Genomic DNA, 22,341 nt, shown 5'->3' on the forward strand with positions numbered 1-22,341 from the left:
ACGCGGGCGGCGGGCGCCGCCCGCCTCCTCGCCGGTGGCCGCGGCGTCCGCGGGCCCGGTGCCGACCTCCGTGCCCTCCTCGACGGGGGCACCGCTCCTCGTCCGGCGGCGCTGCCGGGAGCCGGCGGAGCGGGCGGGACGTTCCTGCTCCTCGGTGCGGCGCCGATTGCCGCCGCGCTTGGCGTCGGGGCCGCCGAGGTCCTCGACCTCCTCGGCGTCGAGCCCGGCGCGGGTGCGCTCGGCACGGGGCAGCACGCCCTTGGTGCCGGCGGGGATGCCGAGCTCGGCGTAGAAGTGCGGCGAGGTGGAGTAGGTCTCCGCCGGGTCGTTGAAGTCCAGCCCCAGCGCCTTGTTGATCAGCTGCCAGCGCGGGATGTCGTCCCAGTCGACCAGGGTGACGGCGTTGCCCTTGGCTCCGGCCCGGCCGGTGCGGCCGATGCGGTGGAGGTAGGTCTTCTCATCGTCGGGGGTCTGGTAGTTCACCACGTGGGTGACGCCCTCGACGTCGATGCCGCGGGCGGCGACGTCGGTGCAGACCAGCACGTCGACCTTGCCGTTGCGGAACGCGCGCAGCGCCTGCTCACGCGCGCCCTGGCCCAGGTCGCCGTGGACCGAGCCGACGGCGAAGCCGCGCCGGTCGAGCTGGTCGGCGAGGTCGGCCGCGGTCCGCTTGGTGCGGCAGAACACCATGGCCAGCCCGCGCCCGTCCGCCTGCAGCAGCCTGGCCATCATCTCGACCTTGTCGAGGGAGTGGGCGCGGTAGACGTGCTGGGTGGTGTTGGCGACGGTCAGGCCCTCGTCGTCCGGGACGGCGGCCCGGATGTGGGTGGGCTGGTTCATGTACCGGCGGGCCAGCGAGATGACCTGGCCGGGCATGGTCGCCGAGAAGAGCATGGTCTGCCGACGGGTCGGCAGCATCTGGATGATGCGCTCGACGTCGGGGAGGAACCCGAGGTCGAGCATCTCGTCGGCCTCGTCGAGGACGAGGGCGCGGACCTCGTTGAGCCGCAGCTTGCGCTGGCCCGCGAGGTCGAGCAGCCGGCCGGGGGTGCCGACGACGACGTCGACGCCCTTGCGCAACGCCTCGACCTGCGGCTCGTAGGAACGCCCGCCGTAGATCGCGAGGACCTGGACGTTACGTGCCTTGCCGGCGGTCTGAAGGTCGTTGGTGACCTGCTGGCAGAGCTCACGGGTGGGCACCACGATGAGCGCCTGGGGCGCCTCGGAGAGGTCCTCGGGCTTGGCCCGGCCGGCCTCCACGTCGGCGGCGACGGTGACGGACTCCAGCACGGGGATGCCGAAGCCGAGGGTCTTGCCCGTACCGGTCTTCGCCTGGCCGATGACGTCGGAGCCGGCGAGAGCGACCGGAAGGGTCAGCTCCTGGATGGGGAACGGGGTGACGATGCCGACGGCCTCGAGGGCCTCGGCGGTCTCGGCCAGGATGCCGAGACTGCGGAACGTTGTCGTGGACAGTGTGCTTGCCTCTTCTGTGTGACGCGAAGCACGATGGCGAGGCGGGTCGTGTCCACCGCGCCGACGAGCGGCCCGAGGGGCCGCCGCGGCGCGGGACCCGGCATCTCACTCAAGCGCATGCACCGCGCGAGCGGGTCCCACCTGGCGGACGGTGGTGTCCGCGTGCGGGCTGTCAGTCGGAGCCGATCGGGCCACCGACCGGGCATCCGCGGGTCCTGGTCCGGCCAGGAATCTCCACATGAACGGGACCCGCCTGCTGGCGGGTCCATATCACTCTACCCCGGAACCGCGCACATGTGTCAGGGGCGATCGTGAGGGCAGAAGGTCCCGGGCTATTCTGCGGCTCATGGACACGCCCGAAACGTCAGCTTCCGAGACCGGCACCGAGCGAGAGGGCTCCGAGGGCGGCACCTCGCGCACCTGGGAGGACGCCTCGGCCGACCCCCGCTACCGCGCCGCGATCGTGGACCTGCTGGGCGCCCTGGCCTACGGCGAGCTCGCCGCCTTCGAGCGGCTGGCGCAGGACGCGCGGCTCGCGCCCGGCCTGGAGGCGAAGGCGGCGCTGGCCCGGATGGCCGCCGCCGAGTTCCACCACTACGAGCGGCTCGCCGCCCGCCTCACGGAGATCGGCGTGGACGCCGCCGCCGCGATGGAGCCGTTCGCGGGGCCGCTGGACGAGTTCCACCGGCTGACGGCCCCCTCGGACTGGCTGGAGGGCCTGGTCAAGGCCTATGTGGGCGACGCCATCGCCGCCGACTTCTACCGCGAGATCGCCCACCGGCTCGACGTCGAGACCCGCGACCTGGTGGTGAACGTGCTGGACGACACGGGGTACGCGGACTTCGCCGTCGACAAGGTGCGCGCGGCCATCGAGGCGGACCCGCGGCTGGGCGGCCCGCTCGCGCTGTGGGCGCGGCGACTCATGGGCGAGGCGCTCTCCCAGGCACAGCGGGTGGTCGCCGACCGCGACGCGCTCTCCACGATGCTGGTCGGCGGGGTCGCCGACGGGTTCGACCTGGCGGAGATCGGCCAGATGTTCGCCCGGATCACCGAGGCCCACACCAAGCGGATGGCCGCGCTCGGGCTGGCCGCCTGAGCGGCTGCCCGACGCCCCGCCAGACGGCCCGCCCGACGCCCCGCCAGACGGCCCGCCCGACGCTGCCGCCGGACGGCCCGCCCCACGCTGCCGCCGCCGCGCGGTGCCGCCCGGGCGCGCCGCGCTCTACGGTGGTGCGATGACGACCTCGCTGCTGGACGCGGCCCTCGTGGAGGAGACCGCGAAGAAGTCCTCGCTGCTGTGGGTGCGGGGCCCGGGCCCCGCCCCGGCACGCGCCCTGTGGCACGTCTGGCACGACGGCGCCGTGTGGGTGGTGGGCGGGCCGGGTGAGCAGCCGCTGGAGGGGCTGGAGCTGCGGGACGGCGGCATCGCCACGGTGACCGCCCGGAGCAAGGACAGCGGCGGCCGGCTGGTGGTGTGGCCGGCGCGGGTCTCCGAACCGGCGGCACACTCCCCGGAGTGGACGGCCGCCGTGGCCGAGCTGCGCGGCAAGCGGCTCAACGCGCCGGACGCCGAGGAACTGCCTGCCCGCTGGGCGGCGGACTGCCGGGTGCTGCGACTCGCGCACGAAGGGCCCGCGACGCAGCGCCCGGAGGCGTACCCCGAGGGTTCGGGCGCCGAACCGCCCCGGCCCTCGGCCGCGCTGACGCGGGGCGGTGTGCCGAGCGGCCTGCCCGTGGCACGCCGCAGGCGCTGACCCGGCGACCGCCGGAGGCCGCCCGCCGACCGCTGCGGCGCCGGAAGCCGCCCGCCGCGACGCCGGACCGGGGCGCGGCGGGCCGCCGGGGCCGCCGGGGATGGCTCAGCCGGCGTCCTTGAGGATCTGGTCGCCGTAGTCGACGATCTGCTCCTCCTGCGGCGCGCGCAGCGGGAACTCCTCGTTCCACTCGGCCATCCGGATCTCGCCCGCCTCGCCGCCCCGTTCCAGCCGCAGCGGGTACGGGTCCCCGACCAGCGCGACCTCCAGCACCCCGCCGGCACCCTCGTCCGCGACGACGCTGATGGTCTGCACGTTGTTGAACATGCCGCGGTCGCCGGTCTCGCGGGTGCCCTCCATCGCCAGCAGCAGTTCGAGCATGAGCGCCTTGTCGGTGAAGCCGCTGAGCTGGTCGTAGGAGGGGTCGTCCGGCGGGACCTTGACGTACATGCCCTCCAGCTTGGTCGAGGGGTCGATGTCCCGCTCGGCCTCGTCCTCGGACTGCTGGTACTGCCAGAAGGCCGCGTCGGCCTTGATGAAGAGCTCGTCCTCCACCCGGAGCAGCTCGAAGGTCGCCCCCTGGGTCGAGACCTCGCCGACCCCGCCCTCCGGGCCGAGCCGCATGTCGAGGCGGAACCCGGCCTCGCCCGCGGTGACCGAGCCGGTCAGGCGAAGCGACTCCGCCTCGGAGGCCGCCTCGAACGCCCGCTCCTCGATCGTCGCGGCGGGGAGCGAGCCCAGTCCGTTGGTGCCCTCGTCCGGGTCCGGCGGGGGTTCCTCCTCGCCGGCGCAACCCGTGAGCAGGCCCGCGCCGGTCGCGCAGATCAGACCGCTCACCAGCAGGTCGCGAAGGGGGTGCCGCCTTCCGGCTCGGGGGGTCACGGGACTGCCACTCCTCGGCTCGCTCTGTCCTGGACGCGTCCTGCGGCCACGGCCGCAGGAGGGCGCGCCGCAGGCGGTCGCCGGGTTTCCCACGGGTGGTCACCGGCAAGTGAGCGGCAGCGTACCCGGCGGGTGGGCGACGCCACAGGGCCGGTCCCGCCGCACCGTGTCGGCGCCGTACCATCGGGGTCATGGCTACCGACACGACCGCCGCCGGAACCACCCCCACCGACGACGCGGTGCGAGCCGCGCTCGCCACGGTGAACGATCCGGAGATCCATCGGCCCATCACCGATCTCGGCATGGTGAAGTCGGTCGAGATCGCCGCGGACGGCGCGGTGACGGTCGGGGTGTACCTGACCGTGTCGGGGTGCCCGATGCGGGAGACGATCACCAGCAACGTCCAGGAGGCGGTGCGCGGCGTCGCCGGCGTGACCGCGGTCCAGGTCGAGCTGGACGTGATGAGCGACGAGCAGCGCAAGGAGCTCGCCGCGTCGCTGCGCGGCGGACAGGCCGAGCGCGAGGTGCCGTTCGCCCAGCCCGGTTCGCTGACGCGGGTGTACTGCGTCGCCTCCGGGAAGGGCGGCGTCGGCAAGTCCTCGGTGACGGTGAACCTCGCTGCGGCGCTGGCCGCCGACGGGTTGAAGGTCGGCGTGGTCGACGCGGACATCTACGGCCACTCCGTGCCGCGGATGCTCGGCACCGACGGCCGGCCCACCCAGGTCGAGAACATGATCATGCCGCCGTCGGCGCACGGCGTGAAGGTCATCTCGATCGGCATGTTCACCCCGGGCAATGCTCCGGTCGTGTGGCGCGGCCCGATGCTGCACCGCGCGCTGCAGCAGTTCCTGGCGGACGTCTACTGGGGCGACCTCGACGTGCTGCTGCTGGACCTGCCGCCCGGGACGGGCGACATCGCGATCTCCGTGGCGCAGCTGGTGCCCAACGCCGAGATCCTCGTGGTGACCACGCCGCAGCAGGCGGCGGCGGAGGTGGCCGAGCGCGCCGGTTCGATCGCGGTGCAGACGCACCAGAAGATCGTGGGCGTGGTGGAGAACATGGCCGGTCTGCCCTGCCCGCACTGCGACGAGATGGTCGACGTCTTCGGCAGCGGCGGCGGCAAGCAGGTCGCCGAGGGGCTGACCCGCACGACCGGCGCCGAGGTGCCGCTGCTCGGGCAGATCCCGATCGACGTCCGGCTCCGCGAGGGCGGCGACGAGGGCAAGCCCGTGGTGCTCTCCGACCCGGACTCCCCCGCCGGAGCGGCGATCCGTTCGGTGGCGGACGCGCTGGGCGCGCGGCAGCGGGGGCTCTCCGGGCTGTCGCTGGGCATCACGCCGCGCAACAAGTTCTGACGCCGCCGCGCCCCGCTGCGGGCACGGTGGTGACATGACAAGGCCGGCGCCTGACGGCGCCGGCCTTCGTCGCGCTGGTCTCCCGTGCGGGTCGCCCGCGGCTGTCGCGGGTCGGACCCGGACGCGGCCCGGCAGCGGGTCGCGCGGGGCGGTCCGCCCCGGCCGTCACCCCCGGCTGCTGCCGGGGGCTGAGCTCCGGGCCGGACCGGGTCGGGTCCGGTCGGTCAGGTGTAGCTGTGGATGTCCTCGACCACGGCGAAGCCGAGGCCGTAGGCGCTCATGCCCCGACCGTAGGCACCGATGTGCTGGCCGTCCCCGGCCGCGCCGGCCAGGACCCAGCCGTACTCCGACTCCCGGTAGCGGAACTCGGTCGGCGTGCCGTCGACCGGCAGGGACAGCGTGGACCAGCCCTCACCCTGCAGGTGGTCGGCGAGCTCCCACGCGATGCTGGTCTGCTGCTCCAGCCAGTCCTGGCGCAGCGCGCGTTCCATGTGGGTCGGCCAGGTCCGCGAGAGCAGTCCCGAACCGGCGAGCCAGGCGGCCGAGGAGACCGAGGTGGCCTCCAGGACGCCGGTGCCGTCGGGGCTGCGCCGGACCGGTCGGGTCGCCACGGTCACCACCACAGCGAAGCGCTGGTCCTCCGGGCCGAGTTCGGCCAGGTAGGACGGCTCGTCGCCGTGCCCGGTCGAGCCGTGCTCGACCGATCCGTCTGTCGCCGCCGCCACCTGCATCAGCCAGCGCGGCCCGCTGAACGCCTCGTCCAGTCCGTACCAGGGGAAGTCGGCACTCAGGTAGCCGTCCACCGCTCGTCGGGCACCCGGCACCCCCTGAGTGGTGTCCGGCCCGGTCCGACTCGTCGTCTCCATGTGCGGACGCCTCCTCCTCACGTGTGCCCAGGGGGAGCCCCGGGACACAGCGAGGATAGCCACCCGCCCCACGCGCGGCGGGGAAGCCCGGAAACCCGGCGGAGATAAATACCCCAAATGCGATGGAATGCCCGGTCAGGTGGCGTCCATGTCGAACGGCGGTGCGGTGGCCGAGGATCGGGTCGGGGCGCTCGCGGGGGTCGTCGGCGCCGTCTTGTCGAGCCGCACGCCCCCCTGGTGGCTGTCGTTGACCGGCGCGGCGTCCACCTGCATCTCCGCCTCCGTCGCGAAGCCCTTGTCGAGCTCCACCGGGTCGCCCGGCGCCGCCGTGCTGCCCGCGACGTCCCGGCCCCCGCCCGCGTCACCGGCCGGCCCGCCGCGTGTCCGGCCGTTGATCGCGTCGGTCGCCTCGGTCAGCTCCTTGCGGACGTCCAGCGAGTCGCGGACCTCGGTGAGCTCCTTGCGGACGTCCAGCGAGTCGCGCAGCTCACGCAGGCCCAGCTCGTCCTTGCCCATCAGGTGCTTCTGGGCGAACCGCTTGGGGTGGAGGTCCTCGAACTCGAAGTCCTTGAACTCCGGGCCCAACTCCGAGCGGATGTCACGCTTGGCGTTGTCCGAGTAGGCGCGGACCTTCTGCAGAAAACCCACGGCGTCCTGGATGAGCTTGGGGAGCTTGTCCGGGCCGAAGAGAAGAATCGCCAGGATCAGCAGAATGAGGAAATTGAGCGGTCCGATATCGAAGAACAACTGTCAGCTCCCTCATGCGGAAGATATCCGGCGACAGCCACGGTACCCCGGTGCACCGCCCGCACGGGAGGGGCGGTCACTCCGAGGTGGCGCGGCCCAGCTCCGCACTGACCGTGCGCTCCTCGCCGTCGCGCTCCAACGTGATCTCCAGCACGTCGCCGGGGCGGTGCGACCGCACCTTCACGATCAGCTCGTCGCTGCTGCGGACCCGGGCGCCGTCCACCGCGGTGATGACGTCGCCGTCCCGTATCCCCGCGCGAGCGCCGGGTCCGTCCGCGAGCACGCCGGTCTCCCCGGCGCTGCTGCCCACCCGGGCGCCGTTCCCGGTGAACCCGAGATCGAGCTTGACGCCGAGGACAGGATGGGTCGCCACCCCGGTGTTGATCAGCTCCTCGGCGATGCGCTTGGCCTGGTTGACCGGGATGGCGAAGCCCAGCCCCACGCTCCCGCCGCGGGACTCGCCGTCGGCGTCCGGGCCGCCGGGGGTGCGGATGGCACTGTTGATGCCGATGACCCGACCGCTCTGGTCGACCAGCGGTCCGCCGGAGTTGCCCGGGTTGATCGGGGCGTCGGTCTGCAGGGCGTTGACGTAGCTGATGTCGGAGCCGTCACCCTCGCCGCCCGCGGTGATCGGCCGGTTCACCGCGCTGATGATGCCGGCGGTCACCGTGCCGTCGAGGTCGAACGGAGAACCGATCGCCACCACGGAGTCCCCGACCCGGACGGTGTCGGAGTCGCCGAGTGGCAGCGCGCTCAGCCCGGAGACGCCGGTGACCTTGACCACGGCCAGGTCGTACCCGCTGTCGGAGCCGACCAGCTCGGCCCGGACCGCGTCGCCGTTGTGGAAGGAGACCTGTATCCGGCCGCCGTCCCGCGCCGGCCGCACCACGTGCTCGTTGGTGAGGATGTGGCCCTCGTCGTCCAGTACGAATCCGGTGCCGGTGCCGCCCGCGCCCCCGCCGCTGGAGTAGAGGGTCACCACGCCCGGGAGCGCGCCCTCGGCGATCGCCGCGACGGTGCCCGGCTGGCTGACCCGCTCCTGCTCGGTCGCCTGCGGCAGCCGCACCTCGCTGAAGCTGCCGCCGCGTTCCAGCTGCACGCCGACCACACCGCCGACACCGCCGGCGACCAGCGCGACCACCAGGGCGCCCACCACGAGCCGGCCGGCGGCGGAGTCACTATCCCCGCGGGCGGGGTGGCGGGGTGCTGCACCGGCGGCGCGGGGGCCCACGGACCGGGGCGCCCGTACGGCGGGGTGCCGTACGGGTCCTGACCGTGGCGCGGCTCCTCGCCGCGGTTCCCGTCGTCCATGGTCGCCCCCACACTCGTCTATCGCCGTCGGCCACACGGCCCGGCCACGGCTATGGATTCAACCAGGTATCGGCGCGCGATTCAGCGCGGGCTCATCACTCCGAGTGGATGCGGGTCGTACGAGACGCCGGTGAACGGACGTTGCGGGGAGGGCGGCTGCTCCTCCGGCTCCGGTTCGACCCGGTCGGCCGGAGGAGCGTAGGGCACCCCGGTGGGCAGCGGCCCGGTGGCCAGGACGGCCGCCATCCGCTCCGAGACCGGCAGGACGGGGTGGCCGGCGAAGGTCTCCGGCACCACCTCGGCGTCACCGGTCGCCGCGACGGCCCCCACCGGGGAGAGCGCCCCCTCGTCGTCGCCCTCCGGGCGGCTGCCGGGCCGCTGGCCCGGGCTGGCGCCGCCGGAGGTCGCCATCGCCACCGGGACGCCCGCCGGGGCCGTCGAGGAACCGGCCGTCACCGCCAGCCCGCCGCCTATCGCGACCGCCGCCAGCGAGACCGCCCCCGCCGCGGCGAACGCGAAGCGGTGGTGCCCGCGCGGCGGACGGGCCGGCAGCAGCCCGGAGGAGCCGAGTGGCACCGGCACGGGCAGCGCGCCGCGACCGTCGGTGGCACGGCGAGCGCCCCCGCCGCGGTGGACGGGGAACCCGCCGGAGCCGAAGACCGACGGGGTGAAGGGCGAGCGCCGCCCCGGCGAGGAGAGCGCCCCGGAGGCGGTCGGCCAGCCGCCGGGGCGGTCGTCGTCGCCCTCCTCGCCCGCCGGTGGCGCGGCGGGCAGCCCCTGCAGGCGCGCGAGGAGGGTGTCGGAGGGCGGGGGCGGCGGGGTCTGCGCGAACGCGCTCTTCAACCGTCGCTGGGCGTCGGCCTCCGCCCGGCAGCCGGCGCAGGTCGCAAGATGGGCGAGGACACGGTCGCGGTGGTCGTGGGAGAGCTCGCCGTCGATGAGGGCGGCGAGGTTGTCCCCGAGATGCTGCTCACTGCTCACTCGGTTCAGCCTCCCCCGTACGCGCGGACGGCGCGCCCGCGAGCACGGGAGCGGCGTGGAGGATGTCGTCGCGCTCCGGCGCGGTCGGCGAGCGGTGGCTGAGCGCCTTGCGCAGGTGCGAGCGGCCGCGGTGGATGCGGCTGCGGACGGTGCCGAGCTTCACGCCGAGGGTGGCGGCGATCTCCTCGTAGCTGAGCCCCTCGATGTCGCAGAGCACGACAGCGGCGCGGAAGTCCGGCGCGAGGGTGTCGAGCGCCTGCTGGATGTCGGCGTCGAAGTGCGTGTCGTTGAAGTGCTGCTGCGGTGACGGCTCCCGGCTGGGCAGCCGGTCGGCGGCGTCGTCGCCCAGCGCGTCGAAGCGGATGCGCTGCTTGCGTCGGACGGTGTCCAGGAAGAGGTTGGTGGTGATGCGGTGCAGCCACCCCTCGAACGTGCCGGGGGTGTAGGTGGACAGCGAGCGGAAGACCCGGACGAAGACCTCCTGGGTGAGGTCCTCGGCGTCGTACTGGTTGCCCGTGAGGCGGTAGGCCAGCCGGTAGACGCGGGCGCTGTGGGTGGAGACGATCTCCTCCCAGCTGGGAGGAGTCCATCCGGTGTCGGTGTCGGCGCCGGCAGCTGACGCACCGTCCGTCCGGAAACCGGCGGCGGGAACGACCTGGGCGCGTGCAGCATTGTCGGTCACAGAATTCGGCCCGCCGGCAGCGCCCCGGATTCGGCGCAGAACGCCCCGGGAACCGAACGCGGCCGCACCTCCCCTGTCGGCTCTGGTGTCCAGTGGAGTGCCAACCATAGTCACCTCGCCCGTTAGCTCCGGATAAGGATTATTGGCCTGCTTTCCGCCGCCGGGCGGATGGCCCCGTGCACCGGGAGAACGTACGGTCCCCGCGTCCGGTTCCCCGGCGGACTCGATACAGTCGTGCCGCGACTGACGGGGACAGGAGAGTGCCATTACCGGCAACGGGCACACCAGCTGGGCGTTCGCCGACGCGTACGGTGTACCGGATATCGGGACCGCTGCCGGTGAGGCGCTGCTCTGGGCCCGGGACCGCTCGCGGGAGATCGGTGTCGCCAGCGTCTCCCCCGGCTGCGGCGACGCGTTGCGGCTGCTGACCGCGACGGCCGACGCCAAGGCGGTCGTCGAGATAGGGACGGGGACGGGGGTCTCCGGGCTCTACCTGCTGCTGGGCATGCGGCCGGACGGGGTGCTCACCACCATGGACACCGAGCCGGAGCGGCAGCAGTTCGCCCGGGAGGCGTTCCGTGCCGCCGGCTTCGCCGGGAACCGCGCCCGGCTGATCCCGGGGCGCGCGCTGGACGTGCTGCCGCGGCTGACGGACGGCGGCTACGACCTGGTCTTCTGCGACGGCGACCGCGAGGAGTACCTCGACTACCTGGGTGAGGCCGTCCGGCTGCTGCGGCCGGGGGGCGTGCTGTGCTTCGCGGGCGTCTTCTCGGGCGGGGACACCGTCGACTCCTCGGCGCAGACCACGACCGTGCTGACCCTGCGGGAGTTGCTGCGGACCCTGCGGGACAGCGACCGGCTGGTACCGGCGCTGCTGCCGGTCGGCGACGGCCTGCTCTGCGCCACCTGCCGCTGAACCGCCCTGCTGTCCGCCCGCTGCGGCGGACAGCAGGGCGCCCCCGAACGCGCGAGCGTTCCGGGGCGATGTGTTCCCTCGGTACTGCGGCTGTCAGCCGGTCAGCCGCACACCTTCTTCAGTTCCTCGTCGAGCGCGACCGCCTCGTCCGGGGTCAGCTCGACGACGAGACGCCCGCCGCCTTCGAGCGGAACGCGCATGATGATGCCCCGCCCCTCCTTGGTGACCTCGAGCGGGCCGTCGCCCGTCCGCGGCTTCATGGCCGCCATGCTCGTTCCCCTTCCTGAAACCAGCTCATCATCCGCCCGCAGACCACCCAGACGCGCGCGCGTTCTACGCGCGCGCCGGTCTCGAACAGATTGCCTCGCCTTCATTATCCCGCATGGGACGACCGGATGACCAACAGCGGCGTCCCGGACCGCCCCTCGGGGCAGTCGGCTGCCTCCCGGAACCGCCCGGAACGCCGTCCTCCGAGGCCCGGCGCGCGGCGGGAGCACCCGGTCGCGGGAGTTTGACGCAGCTCACACTCACGCACCGGTTCCCGTCGGTGGACGCTGCGTCATGCTGTCCGCATGGCAGACACCGTGCAGTACGCCGTGACCGACCACCTCGCCGTCGTGACGCTGAACCGGCCCGACGCGATGAACGCGCTCGACACCCGGACCAAGGAGGCGCTGCGGGACGCGCTGACGGCGGCCGGCGACGACAGCACCGTCCGGGCGGTGCTGCTGACCGCCACCGGCCGCGCGTTCTGCGTCGGCCAGGACCTCAAGGAGCACGTACGGTCGCTGGCGGTCGAGCGCGAGGGCGCGGACGGCGCTCCGGGCGCCGGCAGCGCCATGCGGACGGTCGGCGACCACTACAACCCGATCACCCTCGCCATCGCCTCGATGCCGAAGCCCGTCGTCGCGGGAGTGAACGGTGTCGCGGCGGGCGCGGGTCTGGGGTTCGCGCTGGCGGCGGACTACCGGGTGGTGGCGGCGGGAGCCTCGTTCAACACGGCGTTCGCCGGTATCGGGCTCAGCGCCGACTCGGGGCTCTCCTGGACGCTGCCGCGCGTCGTGGGCCCGGCCCGCGCCGCCGAGTTGCTGATGCTGCCGCGCCGGATCGACTCGGCCGAGGCGGAGCGGCTGGGCATCGCCCAGCGCGTGGTGCCCGACGAGGAGCTGCCGGCGGCGGCCCTCCAGGTGGCCACGGCGTTCGCCGCCGGCCCGACGGTGGCGCTCGCCGCCATCAAGCGTTCGCTGGCGTTCGGGGCCTCGCACTCGCTGGCCGAGACGCTGGAGGTCGAGGCCGAGTCGCAGCTGGCCGCCGGCGCCAGCGCGGACCACCGGGCCGCGGTGGCGTCCTTCGTCGCCAAGGAGCAGCCGGTCTTCGAGGGGCACTGACTCCGGTGCCCCTCCCGCGGCCGGCGCCCCCGTCGGCCGGGGGCTCAGCCGTGGTGCGGCGGGCCGGCGTGCGGTCCGTCGGGGCCCGGATCGGCTCCGGCGCCCCCGTCGGCCGGGGGCTCAGCCGTGGTGCGGCGGGTCGGTGCGCGGTCCGCCGGGGTGCGGCCCGGCTCCGGCGCTCCCGGCCGTGCGGTCGCCGGCCGCGCCGGGGTCGTGGCTGACCGCGTAGGCCTGCGCGCCGGCGAGTGCCACGCGCAACTCCTCGATCCGGGCGTCGCGGTCCGCGAGTTCGGCGGCGAGCCGGTCCAGGACCTCGTCGACGTCGCCCATCCGGTAGCCCCGGGGGGCCACCGGCAGCCGCAGCGCGGCCAGATCCGCCGGGGTGACGGCGCGGTCCTGCGGCAGCGGGTCGTCGGGGCGGTCGGGAGCGGCCTCGGGCAAGCCGCCCGAGGTCGGGCCGCCGGAGCCGTCCCCGCTGCCGAGGACCGCCAGCGTCACCCCGCCGATCACGACCACCATCGCCACCATCAGCCACACGAACACGGCCGGCCCTCCTGTCGCTGGTCACCGCCGGGCCGCGCCCGGTCCCGCCGTATTCTCGCAGCATGCTGCGACTGGGTACCCGAGAGTTCGCCCCCGACGAGCCGGTGATCATGGCGATCGTCAACCGGACACCCGACTCGTTCTACGACCGGGGCGCCACCTTCCTCGACGAGCCGGCGCTGGAGCGCGTGGGCCTCGCCGTCGACGAGGGGGCGGCGATCATCGACATCGGCGGGGTCAAGGCGGGGCCCGGCGAGGAGGTGGACGCCGCCGAGGAGATCCGGCGCACCGTCGGCTTCGTCGCGGAGGTCCGGCGCCGGCATCCCGCCGTCGTGATCAGTGTCGACACCTGGCGGCACGAGGTCGGCTCGGCGGTGTGCGAGGCCGGCGCCGACCTCCTCAACGACGCCTGGGGCGGGGTCGATCCGCGGCTCGCGGAGGTCGCCGGCCGGTACGGGGTGGGGCTGGTCTGCACCCACGCGGGCGGCGCGCGGCCGCGGACCCGCCCGCACCGCGTGGAGTACCCGGACGTCATGGCGGACGTGCTGCGGGTCACGACGGCGCTGGCGGAGCGCGCCGTGGAGCTGGGGGTGCCCCGCGAGTCGGTGCTGATCGACCCCGGGCACGACTTCGGCAAGAACACCCGTCACTCGCTGGAGGCGACGCGGCGGCTGCCGGAGATGACGGCGACCGGCTGGCCGGTGCTGGTCTCGCTCTCCAACAAGGACTTCGTCGGGGAGACCCTCGACGTCCCGTTGAAGGAGCGGCTGCTCGGGACGTTGGCGACGACCGCGGTCTCCGCCTGGCTGGGCGCGCAGGTCTACCGGGTGCACGAGGTGGCGGAGACCGCGCAGGTGCTGCGCATGGTGGCGGCCATCGCCGGGCGCGCCGAGCCGGCGGTGGCCCGGCGCGGGCTCGCCTGAGCGAAAAGATCAGGAGCCGGGGCCGGGCCGGGAGGAACCGGGCCGCGGGGGCCGGCGCGCCCGGGGCCCGGGCGCGCCGGTGGCGTCAGCCCTCGGCGGTGACCTTCGTCACCAGGGCGATCGCCTCGTCGACGTCGTCGGTGATGGAGAAGAGCTGCTCGTCGTGGGGGGACGCCTTCCCCTGCGCGATCATGGTCTGCCGGAGCCAGTCCGCGAGCCCGTTCCAGTAGGCGCTGCCGAAGAGGACGATCGGGAAGCGCGTGACCTTGCCGGTCTGCAGCAGGGTCAGCGCCTCGAACAGCTCGTCCAGTGTCCCGAACCCGCCGGGCAGCACCACGAACCCCTGCGCGTACTTGACGAACATCGTCTTGCGGACGAAGAAGTAGCGGAAGTTCACACCGATGTTGACGTACGGGTTGAGCCCCTGCTCGAAGGGCAGCTCGATGCCGAGCCCCACCGAGACGCCGTCGGCCTCGCTGGCGCCGCGGTTGGCCGCCTCCATCGCGCCGGGCCCGCCGCCGGTGATCACCGCGTAGCCGGCCTCGACCAGGGCGGCGCCGATACGGCGGCCCGTCTCGTACTCCGGCGAGCCCGCCGGGGTGCGCGCGGAGCCGAAGACGCTGATGGCCGGGCCGAGTTCCGCCAGCGCGCCGAAGCCCTCGACGAACTCGGACTGGATGCGCAGCACGCGCCAGGGGTCGCCGTGCACCCAGTCGGAGGGGCCGCGGGTGTCCAGCAGCCGCTGGTCGGTGGTGCCGGGCACCATCTGGTCCCTGCGGCGCACCACCGGTCCGAGGACCTGCTCGCTGCGGCCGTCGGGCCGGCCGTACTCCTGGCCGTTCACCTCGGGGGCGACCGTTTCGTTGCGCTCCGTGCTGCTCATCGCGACTCCTTCCACCACCTGCGTCGTACCGGGCGCGTCGGGCCGCGGCCACCCCTCCGGGGCGGCGGGCCACGGGCGCGTGCCCGGGTGCTGCCGTCTGCGGGCCGGTGCTCCGGCCGGACTGCGCGGCCCGTCGCAGGCGCCCCCGATGGGCGCGCGACGGGGCCGCTGACCTCACCCTACGGTTCCTGGCGTGGCCCGGGTGTGAACACGGGCGGTCGCGGCGGGGTGCGGCATCCGTCGGGCCTTCGCCGCGCGGCGTCGCGGAAGCCGCGCCGGGGCCGAGGAGGGCGACGGCCCGCCCCTCACCCGGTCCCGCGGCCGGGGTGGGGGCCACGGCCCGGGAGCCGCGGTCAGGCGCCGGTCAGCCAGGCGCGCAGCCGCTCCTCGCAGTGGTGGATGCGGGCGGTCTCGACCCGCTCGTCCCGCTTGTGGGCGAGGCTCGGTTCGCCCGGCCCGTAGTTGACGGCGGGGACGCCGAGGGAGCTGAAGCGGGCGACGTCGGTCCAGCCGAACTTGGGGCGGGCCTCGCCGCCGACCGCGGCCATGAACGCCTGTGCGGCCGGGTGGGAGAGGCCGGGGAGCGCGCCGGGCGAGTGGTCCTCCACGGTGAGGGAGGCGACACCGCAGTCGGCGAACACCTCGCGGACGTGGGCGAGGGCGGCCGCCTCGTCGCGGTCCGGCGCGTAGCGGTAGTTGACGGCGATCTCGCAGACGTCGGGGATGACGTTGCCGGCGACCCCGCCGCTGATCCGGACGGCGTTGAGCCCTTCGTGGTACTCCAGCCCGTCGATGACCGGGCGCCGGGGCTCGTAGGCGGCGAGCCGGGCGAGGAGGGGCGCGGCGGCGTGCAGCGCGTTGGCGCCCATCCAGCTCCGGGCGGAGTGGGCGCGGACGCCCTCGGTGCGCAGCACGACCCGCAGAGTGCCCTGGCAGCCGCCCTCGACCTCGCCGCCGGAGGGTTCGAGGACGACGGCGAAGTCGCCGGTGAGCCAGTCCGGGTGGGTGGCGGCGAGCCGCCCGAGGCCGTTGCGGTCCGCCTCGACCTCCTCGTTGTCGTAGAAGACGAAGGTGAGGTCGCGGTTGGGCTCGGGGACGGTGGCGGCGATCCGCAGCTGTACCGCCACGCCGGACTTCATGTCGCTGGTGCCGCAGCCCCACAGCACACCGTCCTCGTCGAGGCGGGAGGGGACGTTGTCCGCGATGGGCACGGTGTCGAGGTGGCCGGCGAGCACGACGCGCTCCGCGCGGCCGAGCGCGGTGCGGGCGACGACGTTGTTGCCCCAGCGGTCGACCCGCAGGTGGCCGAGGCCGCGCAGCGCCTCCTCCACCGCGTCCGCGAGCGGCTCCTCCGAGCCGCTGACCGAGGGGATGTCCACCAGCTGCGCGGTCAGGGCGGCGGCGTCCAGGCTGAGGTCGAGGGAGGGTCGCTGCATGGGGCGAGGCTACCCGCAGACGGCACCCCGGCGACCAGCGGTTACCTTATGACCGTGTCCAACACCTCCACGGCGCGGCGACCGTGGCGCCGTCGTCTCCTGCGCACGGCCGTCGCGCTGACCGTCCTGGCGGGACTCGCGGTCTACGTGGTCGTGCACCGGGAGACCCAGCCCACCGTCCGCGCCGCGCACTGCTCCGTGGCCGACCGCGACGGCGCCCGGGAGGGCGAGCCGTACCGGCTGGCGCCGCAGCAGGCGGCGAACGCGGCGACGGTGACCGTCGTGGGCTCGACCCGCGAGCTGCCGGAGCGGGCCATGGTGATAGCCGTGGCGACCGCGATGCAGGAGTCCAGCCTGTACAACATCGACTACGGCGACCGGGATTCGGTGGGGCTGTTCCAGCAGCGGCCCTCGATGGGGTGGGGTTCGATCGCGGAGATCATGGATCCGGTCTACGCGTCCGGCCAGTTCTACGACCACCTGGTCGAGGTGCCGGACTACCTGGAGCTGCCGTTGACCGTGGCGGCGCAGGAGGTGCAGCGCAGCGCCTTCCCCGACGAGTACGCGAAGCACGAGCCGGAGGCCACGGTCATGGCCGCGGCGTTCACGGGGCGGGAGTCGGCCGCCGTGGTGTGCAGCCGCGGTTCCGCCGAGCCGGTGGCGGGCGACCCGGCCGCGGTGGCCGAGCGGTTGGCGGCCGACTTCCCGGGGGCGGCGGCGCCGGTCGTCTCCGCCGAGGGCCTGGTCGTGCCGGTGCCGCCGGACGCGCCGGAGGGCCGGGGGTGGGCGCTGGCCCACTGGTCGGTGGTGCACGCGGTGCAACTCGGCATCGAGTCGGTGGAGTTCGACGGACAACGGTGGACGGTGGAGGACGCCGGCGCCGGGTGGACCGAGAGCGGCGCCGACGCCGGGGAGATCGTGCTGACCGTCGAGCGATGACGAGGGTTCCGCGGGGGTGCGGCCCCTGCGCGACTGCCGGCTGTCAGGCGCCACGGACAACGAGCCAACACCGTTCTCCGGTATGGATATTCACCCGCAGGAACAGTGAATTCGCGCGCGTCATTGACGAACGTCGCCGATAATGCGACGCATTACCAATCCTTTACCACGGGGACCGCAACTTCGACCCGCCCGCGGCCGATAGTCATGGCGTCCGACCGCGCAGCCCCGACGGGGTGGCGGCCGGTCACCAACCGTCGTGACACACGCTCGGAACCCGTCGCTAAGGAGAAACATGTCCAACGCCCTCAAGCGCCGCATGGCCAAGGTCGCGCTCGTGATCGCGGCGGGCGCCGCCCCGGTGGTCGCCTCCGCCGGCTCCGCGTCCGCGCTGTCGCTGCCGCCGACCACCGACCTCGGCAGCCTGAGCAACCTGGACACCGCCTCCCTCGGCGACAAGACCGACTCCGCGCTGCAGAACACCTCCGCGGTGGCCGGGGAGCTCGGCGGCGAAGCGGTCAAGGCCGCCGTCCCGGCCGCCGGCAAGGCGGCGGGCTCCCTCAGCCGTTCCGCCACCGAGCCGAGCATCATGGAGACCGCGGGTGCCGCCACCGGCGCGGTCTCCACGGTGGTCGGCGAGACCGCCTCGCAGCTCAACGGCAAGGGGCTGCCCGGCCCGGTGCCCGGCCTCAACGCCCCGCTGCCCGCCGGTGGCGTCCCCGGCATGGGCCTGATGGGCTGATCACGAGCCCTCCCGGCCGGTACCGCACCGGCCCCCGGCGCGCCGCCGTCGGCGACCGCACGGCCTCCCGGCCGCCGACGGACCACCACCGCGCGCCGACACCGGAGCCCGGCTCCCCCACCTCGGGGAGCCGGGCTCCGACGCGTCTCGGCCGGCGGCGGGGCGCTGCCCGGGCGTCAGCCCAGCCGGCGGACAGCCTCGGCGACCCGCTCGTCGGTGGCGGTCAGCGCCACCCGCACGAACCGCTCCCCCGCGCTGCCGTAGAAGTCACCCGGCGCCACCAGCACGCCGCGCTCGCTGAGCTCGGCCACCGTCTCCCAGCACGGCTCGTCGCGCGTCGCCCACAGGTAGAGCGACGCCTCACTGTGCTCGATGCGGAACTTCGCGCCCTCCAGGGCGGTCCGCAGGGCGGCACGGCGGGCCGCGTACCGCTCGCGCTGCTCGGCGACGTGCCGGTCGTCGCCCAGCGCCACCGTCATGGCCTCCTGCACCGGAGCGGGCAGCATCATCCCGCCGTGCTTGCGGATCTGGAGCAGCTCCCCCAGGACCGCGGCGTCCCCCGCGAGGAACGCGGCGCGGTAGCCGGCGAGGTTGGACCGCTTGGAGAGCGAGTGGACCGCGATCACGCCGGTGCGGTCACCGCCGCAGATGTCGGGGTGCAGCACGGAGACCGGGTCGGCCTCCCAGCCCAGCTCCAGGTAGCACTCGTCGCTCAGCAGCAGCACGCCGTGACGGCGGGCCCAGGCCACAGCGGCACGCAGCTCGTCGGCGGAGAGCACCCGCCCGGTGGGGTTGCTGGGCGAGTTGAGCCACAGCAGCCGGATGCCGGCGGGGTCCAGTTCGAGGACGTCGTCGTAGAGCACCGGCTCCGCGCCGGCGAGCCGCGCGCCCACTTCGTAGGTCGGGTAGGCCGCCCGGGGGCAGGCGACCCGGTCGCCCGGGCCGAGGCCGAGCTGCGTCGGCAGCCAGGCGACCAGTTCCTTCGAGCCGACCACGGGAAGCACCTCGTGATGGCTCACCGCCACCGCTCCCAGCCGCCGCTCGCACCAGCCGGTGATCGCGTCCCGGAGCGCCGCGGTGCCCCAGACCGTCGGGTAGCCGGGGCGGTCGGCCGCGTCGGCGAGGGCGCGCTGCACCACTGCCGGCACCGGGTCGACAGGGGTGCCGACGGAGAGGTCCACCAGGCCGCCGGGGTGCGCTCGGGCGGTCTCCCGGTACGGCTCCAGCCGGTCCCAGGGAAAGACGGGCAGGCGGGAGGTGAGCGGGGAGACGGGCTGGCTCACGGACGGACTCGCTCTCTGGTGCGGCGCCGCCCCGGCGGGGCGGCGGGGTGGGGCGGCGACCGGCGGGCGGGTGGCGGGTCGCCACGGCGTGGCAGCCGGCCGCCACGGCGGCAGTCAGCGGCGCGCGGGGCCGGCCCGGTCACCTCAGACGTCGGTCACTCGTCGTGCTGCTGCGGGGGCAGCGCGGCGACGAACGCGTGGTCCCGCTCGATGAGACCGAGCTTGCTGGCGCCGCCCGGGGAGCCCAGCTCGTCGAAGAACTCGACGTTCGCCTTGTAGTAGTCCTTCCACTCCTCCGGAGTGTCGTCCTCGTAGAAGATGGCCTCCACGGGGCAGACCGGCTCGCACGCGCCGCAGTCCACGCACTCATCGGGGTGGATGTAGAGCATCCGCTCGCCCTCGTAGATGCAATCCACGGGGCACTCCTCGATGCAGGCCTTGTCCTTCAGGTCGACACAGGGCTCCGCGATGACGTAGGTCACGCTGTCGTTCCTCCTCAGTCGGGACGGGCGGTCCGAAGTGGCTCCGCCCACATGGCGCGCGGGAGCGCGGTCGATGCTCAGCACCTAGTATCGCGGGTCGGAACGGCGGCATGCACACGAGGGGCGGACAAGCGAGTGGAGTTCACCTTGGGCGTACGCATGGAGGTGCGGGTCGGCCCGGAGGACGTCGGCCGACGCGTCTCGGTGCGCTCGCTGACCGGCGACGCGTCGCCCGGCACGCGGTTCACCGACACGCTCGGCGTGCTGACCCACTGGTCGGCGGAGCGCGTGGTGGTGACCCGCCGGGACGGCACGGCGGTGACGCTCACCACCTCCGACGTCGTCGCCGCGAAGGTGGTCCCCGCGGCCCCCGCGCGGCGCGGTGGCGCCCCCTCCGCGGGGATCGCCGAGGTGACGCGGGTCGCGGCCCGCGGCTGGCCGCCGCTGGTCACCCGGGAGCAGGACGGCTGGCTGCTGCGCGCCGCCGAGGGCTGGACCAACCGCGCCAACTCCGCGGTCCCCGCCACCGACGACGCCGCCGGGGAGGAGCGGCTCGATCTCGACGCGGTGCGGCGCTGGTACGCCGAGCGGGGCCTCCCGGCGCTGCTGCACGTGCCGACCGGCGGCGGTGCCGGGGGGCGGGAACTGCTCGCCGAGCGGCTGGCCGGCCTCGGCTGGACCGCCGAGAAGCCGGCGGTGGTGCGGGTCGCGCCGCTGGCGCCCCTCGCCGACCGCGCGCCGGACCCGCGTGTCTCGGTCGGCCGCGAGCTGACCGGCCGTTGGCTGCGCGGCTACCGGAACGCCGACCGCGACCCGGCGGCGGCCCGGCGGCTGTTGCCCGCGGGACCGTCCGTCCTGTTCGCGACGGTGGCGCGGGACGATGACAGCGGCGGCTGCGACGGCGACGGCCTGCCGGCGGCGGTGGGGCGCTGCGTGGTCGACGGCCGCTGGGCGGGGTTCGCGTCGATCGAGGTGGCGCCCGACCGGCGGCGTCGCGGTCTGGCCCGCGCCGTGATGGCCGAGTTGGCGCGCGCAGCGCTCGCGGAGGGCGCGTCGGCGGCCTACCTGCAGGTGGAACGGGACAACGCGCCGGCGCACACCCTCTACGAGCGCCTCGGTTTCACCGTGCACCACCATTACCACTACCGCCGCGCGCCCCTGCCGTAGTCACCATGCGACCGGCCGCGGCGGCAGGGCCGCCACGGCCGGTCGGTGGGGGCGAGGTGTCCTCGCCGAGGGGATCAGCCCAGGTCGATGTAGCCGACCCGCTGCTCGGGCGACGTCTCCAGCAGGGCGCCGCGCAGCGCGCTGACCACGTCCTCCGGGGTCACCGGAGTGCTGCTGCCGTCGCCGCGGACGACCTCGATGCCGACGAACGTGCCGCCGTACAGCGTCTCCAGGGTCTCCAGGTCGTAGCGCTCGACCAGCCGGCCCTCGACCGCCTCCATGGTGATGAAGCGGTGCAGCGAGTTCTCCGGGCTGAACTGGATGGACGGCCCGCCCTCGCCGGCCGCCACGGTGACGGTGCCCGACATCGCCGGCTCGGCGAACTCGGACATCGCGCGGTCCACCTCGGCCTGGTCGATCTCCGGTTCGACGGTGGTGGCGCTGAGCTCCACGGGGACGTCGTCCCCGCTGGCCGCGCGCTGCTGGAACGCCTCCCGGACCTGCGGGGCGGCGGCTTCGACGTCCACCCCCGTCCCGGGCTCGCCGTAGACGGCCTCCGGTACGCCGCCGTCCAGCGAGACCGACCCGTTGACCGGCGCGCCGCCGAGGCCGGCGGTCACGTCGCTCAACGCGGCCGCCAGCTTCTCCTCGTCGACCGTCCACACGGGGGCGACCTCCGTGGAGCCGCCGACCAGCGAGCCGAGGACCGCGACGGGGTTGTAGTCGGTGCCGCTCGCGGCGCGGACCGTCGCCTCGGTGTCGATCGACAGTCCCGCGACGCTGGGCTTGAGCGGGATCTCGTCCCCGCCGACCACCAGCGTGAGGTCGGACTCCATGGGCCCGGCCAGCGCGGAGTTGAGGGTGGCGACCGCGTCCTGGGAGGAGCCGCCGATGTCGTGGCCGAGCACGGTCGTGCCCGCGGAGACCTCCTGCTGGTTGAGCAGCAGGCCGGCGCCGTAGGCCAGGACGAGGACGCCGCCGGCCGCGACCACGGCCAGCTTGAGGAAGGACCGCTTCTTCTTTGTCTTGCCCGCGGCCGCCGGCGCCGGCGGCTCGGGCTCCGCCGCGAACTCCTCCCGGTCCGGCAGGGGCGCTGTCAGCGGACCGCCGAAGGGGCTCGGCGGTGGCGTGTCGGAGTGCTGGAACGGGTCGGTGAGGACCGGCGAGCCGGGAGGTGTGACCTGCCCAGCGGCGGGCATCGCCTGGGTGGTCTGGCTGTCCCGGGCCCAGCGCTCCGCGGCCTCGGCGTTGGTGCTGCGGGGCAGCGGGCCGCCGAGGTCCATGGTGGTGTTGCCGACCTCCTGCGGGGCGCCGCCCGCCGCGCGGTCGGCGCGGGGCAGCGGCATGTCGCCGCTGGCCGGTCCGCTGGTCGGTCCCGCGGGGCCGCGGGTGCCGAAGACCGGGGAGGACGGCGTCGCGGGGGCCGCGGTGCCGACGTCGCGTTTGGGCAGCGGCGGCACCGCGCCGGAACCGCCGGGCGGTTGGCGGAGCGGATCGCGCTGGTCCTCCAGGGCGCGCTGCTGGTGCAGCACGCGCCGCCGGCCGTGGCCGACGCCTTCTGTGCGACGCGGCTCGGCCGGGACGGCGG

General features: G+C 74.5%; 22 protein-coding genes and 1 pseudogene. 9 read left to right on the forward strand and 14 right to left on the reverse strand.

The genetic code is table 11. From position 1 onward, the window contains the following. The coding region (locus HCN56_RS11900; protein ID WP_167970220.1) for a DEAD/DEAH box helicase at positions 1-1,473 on the reverse strand (1,473 nt) is incomplete at its 3' end. Positions 1,474-1,819: 346 nt separating this feature from the next. Here HCN56_RS11900 and HCN56_RS11905 point away from each other — a divergent pair. Together HCN56_RS11905 and HCN56_RS11910 are read left to right on the forward strand one after the other, a co-directional pair. Next, positions 1,820-2,569 (forward strand): ferritin-like fold-containing protein, encoded by a 750-nt coding sequence (locus HCN56_RS11905; RefSeq protein WP_167970194.1) that lies wholly within the window; start codon positions 1,820-1,822, stop codon positions 2,567-2,569. A gap of 139 nt (positions 2,570-2,708) precedes the next feature. Then, complete coding sequence (locus HCN56_RS11910; protein ID WP_167970196.1) at positions 2,709-3,227, forward strand: hypothetical protein; 519 nt, start codon at positions 2,709-2,711, stop codon at positions 3,225-3,227. A 105-nt stretch (positions 3,228-3,332) separates the two neighbouring features. Here the strand turns inward: HCN56_RS11910 and HCN56_RS11915 are convergent, their stop codons facing one another. Beyond that, positions 3,333-4,109: a hypothetical protein gene (locus HCN56_RS11915; RefSeq protein WP_312871192.1), complete on the reverse strand. Its 777-nt coding sequence runs from the start codon at positions 4,107-4,109 to the stop codon at positions 3,333-3,335. Positions 4,110-4,300: 191 nt separating this feature from the next. On the opposite strand from HCN56_RS11915, the gene HCN56_RS11920 reads away from it, so the two are divergent. After that, on the forward strand, positions 4,301-5,464 hold the full coding sequence (locus HCN56_RS11920; protein ID WP_167970198.1) for an Mrp/NBP35 family ATP-binding protein: 1,164 nt from the start codon (positions 4,301-4,303) through the stop codon (positions 5,462-5,464). A 224-nt stretch (positions 5,465-5,688) separates the two neighbouring features. Here HCN56_RS11920 and HCN56_RS11925 read toward each other — a convergent pair whose 3' ends face one another. The 5 genes and pseudogenes from HCN56_RS11925 to sigE all read right to left on the reverse strand — a co-directional run bounded on the left by HCN56_RS11925 (position 5,689) and on the right by sigE (position 10,159). Beyond that, entirely contained in the window at positions 5,689-6,330 is a 642-nt protein-coding gene (locus HCN56_RS11925; RefSeq protein WP_167970200.1) for a hypothetical protein, read from the reverse strand. A 135-nt stretch (positions 6,331-6,465) separates the two neighbouring features. Beyond that, complete coding sequence (locus HCN56_RS27415; RefSeq protein ID WP_209312627.1) at positions 6,466-7,077, reverse strand: sec-independent translocase; 612 nt, start codon at positions 7,075-7,077, stop codon at positions 6,466-6,468. Between the two features lie 76 nt (positions 7,078-7,153). Then, a pseudogene (locus HCN56_RS11935) lies at positions 7,154-8,364 on the reverse strand (S1C family serine protease); the annotation flags it as partial. Positions 8,365-8,469: 105 nt separating this feature from the next. Further along, on the reverse strand, positions 8,470-9,369 hold the full coding sequence (locus HCN56_RS11940; protein WP_312871193.1) for an anti-sigma factor family protein: 900 nt from the start codon (positions 9,367-9,369) through the stop codon (positions 8,470-8,472). Next, a complete protein-coding gene (gene sigE / locus HCN56_RS11945; RefSeq protein WP_245246467.1) occupies positions 9,359-10,159 on the reverse strand; it encodes an RNA polymerase sigma factor SigE in 801 nt (266 codons plus the stop codon). Before sigE ends, HCN56_RS11940 begins: the two co-directional genes overlap by 11 nt. Before the next feature lie 157 nt (positions 10,160-10,316). Between sigE and HCN56_RS11950 the strand changes: the two genes are divergently transcribed. Further along, on the forward strand, positions 10,317-10,967 hold the full coding sequence (locus HCN56_RS11950) for an O-methyltransferase (RefSeq protein ID WP_167970225.1): 651 nt from the start codon (positions 10,317-10,319) through the stop codon (positions 10,965-10,967). Between the two features lie 101 nt (positions 10,968-11,068). On the opposite strand, the gene HCN56_RS11955 is transcribed toward HCN56_RS11950, so the two are convergent. Next, entirely contained in the window at positions 11,069-11,236 is a 168-nt protein-coding gene (locus tag HCN56_RS11955; RefSeq protein ID WP_103500878.1) for a DUF3117 domain-containing protein, read from the reverse strand. 303 nt (positions 11,237-11,539) lie between these two features. On the opposite strand from HCN56_RS11955, the gene HCN56_RS11960 reads away from it, so the two are divergent. Then, positions 11,540-12,355, forward strand: coding sequence for an enoyl-CoA hydratase/isomerase family protein (locus tag HCN56_RS11960; protein ID WP_167970202.1), 816 nt, complete (start codon positions 11,540-11,542; stop codon positions 12,353-12,355). 120 nt (positions 12,356-12,475) lie between these two features. On the opposite strand, the gene HCN56_RS11965 is transcribed toward HCN56_RS11960, so the two are convergent. Beyond that, a complete protein-coding gene (locus HCN56_RS11965; protein WP_167970204.1) occupies positions 12,476-12,898 on the reverse strand; it encodes a DivIVA domain-containing protein in 423 nt (140 codons plus the stop codon). A gap of 62 nt (positions 12,899-12,960) precedes the next feature. Here HCN56_RS11965 and folP point away from each other — a divergent pair, with 62 nt between their 5' ends. Then, positions 12,961-13,821, forward strand: coding sequence for a dihydropteroate synthase (folP, locus tag HCN56_RS11970; protein WP_167970206.1), 861 nt, complete (start codon positions 12,961-12,963; stop codon positions 13,819-13,821). 85 nt (positions 13,822-13,906) lie between these two features. On the opposite strand, the gene HCN56_RS11975 is transcribed toward folP, so the two are convergent. Together HCN56_RS11975 and dapE are read right to left on the reverse strand one after the other, a co-directional pair. Continuing rightward, positions 13,907-14,704, reverse strand: a complete 798-nt coding sequence (locus HCN56_RS11975; RefSeq protein ID WP_167970208.1) for an LOG family protein — start codon at positions 14,702-14,704, stop codon at positions 13,907-13,909. A gap of 353 nt (positions 14,705-15,057) precedes the next feature. After that, positions 15,058-16,140: a succinyl-diaminopimelate desuccinylase gene (gene dapE / locus HCN56_RS11980; protein WP_167970210.1), complete on the reverse strand. Its 1,083-nt coding sequence runs from the start codon at positions 16,138-16,140 to the stop codon at positions 15,058-15,060. Between the two features lie 48 nt (positions 16,141-16,188). Between dapE and HCN56_RS11985 the strand changes: the two genes are divergently transcribed. Together HCN56_RS11985 and HCN56_RS11990 are read left to right on the forward strand one after the other, a co-directional pair. Then, a complete protein-coding gene (locus HCN56_RS11985) occupies positions 16,189-17,079 on the forward strand; it encodes a hypothetical protein (protein ID WP_167970212.1) in 891 nt (296 codons plus the stop codon). A gap of 295 nt (positions 17,080-17,374) precedes the next feature. Then, on the forward strand, positions 17,375-17,821 hold the full coding sequence (locus HCN56_RS11990) for an ATP-binding protein (RefSeq protein ID WP_209312628.1): 447 nt from the start codon (positions 17,375-17,377) through the stop codon (positions 17,819-17,821). A 176-nt stretch (positions 17,822-17,997) separates the two neighbouring features. On the opposite strand, the gene dapC is transcribed toward HCN56_RS11990, so the two are convergent. Both dapC and fdxA read right to left on the reverse strand, forming a co-directional pair. Continuing rightward, a complete protein-coding gene (gene dapC / locus HCN56_RS11995; protein ID WP_167970214.1) occupies positions 17,998-19,104 on the reverse strand; it encodes a succinyldiaminopimelate transaminase in 1,107 nt (368 codons plus the stop codon). 155 nt (positions 19,105-19,259) lie between these two features. Beyond that, a complete protein-coding gene (gene fdxA, locus HCN56_RS12000) occupies positions 19,260-19,586 on the reverse strand; it encodes a ferredoxin (protein WP_167970216.1) in 327 nt (108 codons plus the stop codon). Positions 19,587-19,721: 135 nt separating this feature from the next. Here fdxA and HCN56_RS12005 point away from each other — a divergent pair, with 135 nt between their 5' ends. Further along, positions 19,722-20,753: a GNAT family N-acetyltransferase gene (locus HCN56_RS12005; protein ID WP_167970218.1), complete on the forward strand. Its 1,032-nt coding sequence runs from the start codon at positions 19,722-19,724 to the stop codon at positions 20,751-20,753. Between the two features lie 74 nt (positions 20,754-20,827). Here HCN56_RS12005 and HCN56_RS27240 read toward each other — a convergent pair whose 3' ends face one another. Continuing rightward, a complete protein-coding gene (locus HCN56_RS27240) occupies positions 20,828-22,099 on the reverse strand; it encodes a peptidoglycan binding domain-containing protein (protein WP_312871195.1) in 1,272 nt (423 codons plus the stop codon). Positions 22,100-22,341 lie beyond the last annotated feature (242 nt).

Origin of the sequence: Streptomyces lonarensis, assembly GCF_012033735.1 — a bacterium.
GTDB lineage: Bacteria > Actinomycetota > Actinomycetes > Streptomycetales > Streptomycetaceae > Streptomyces > Streptomyces lonarensis.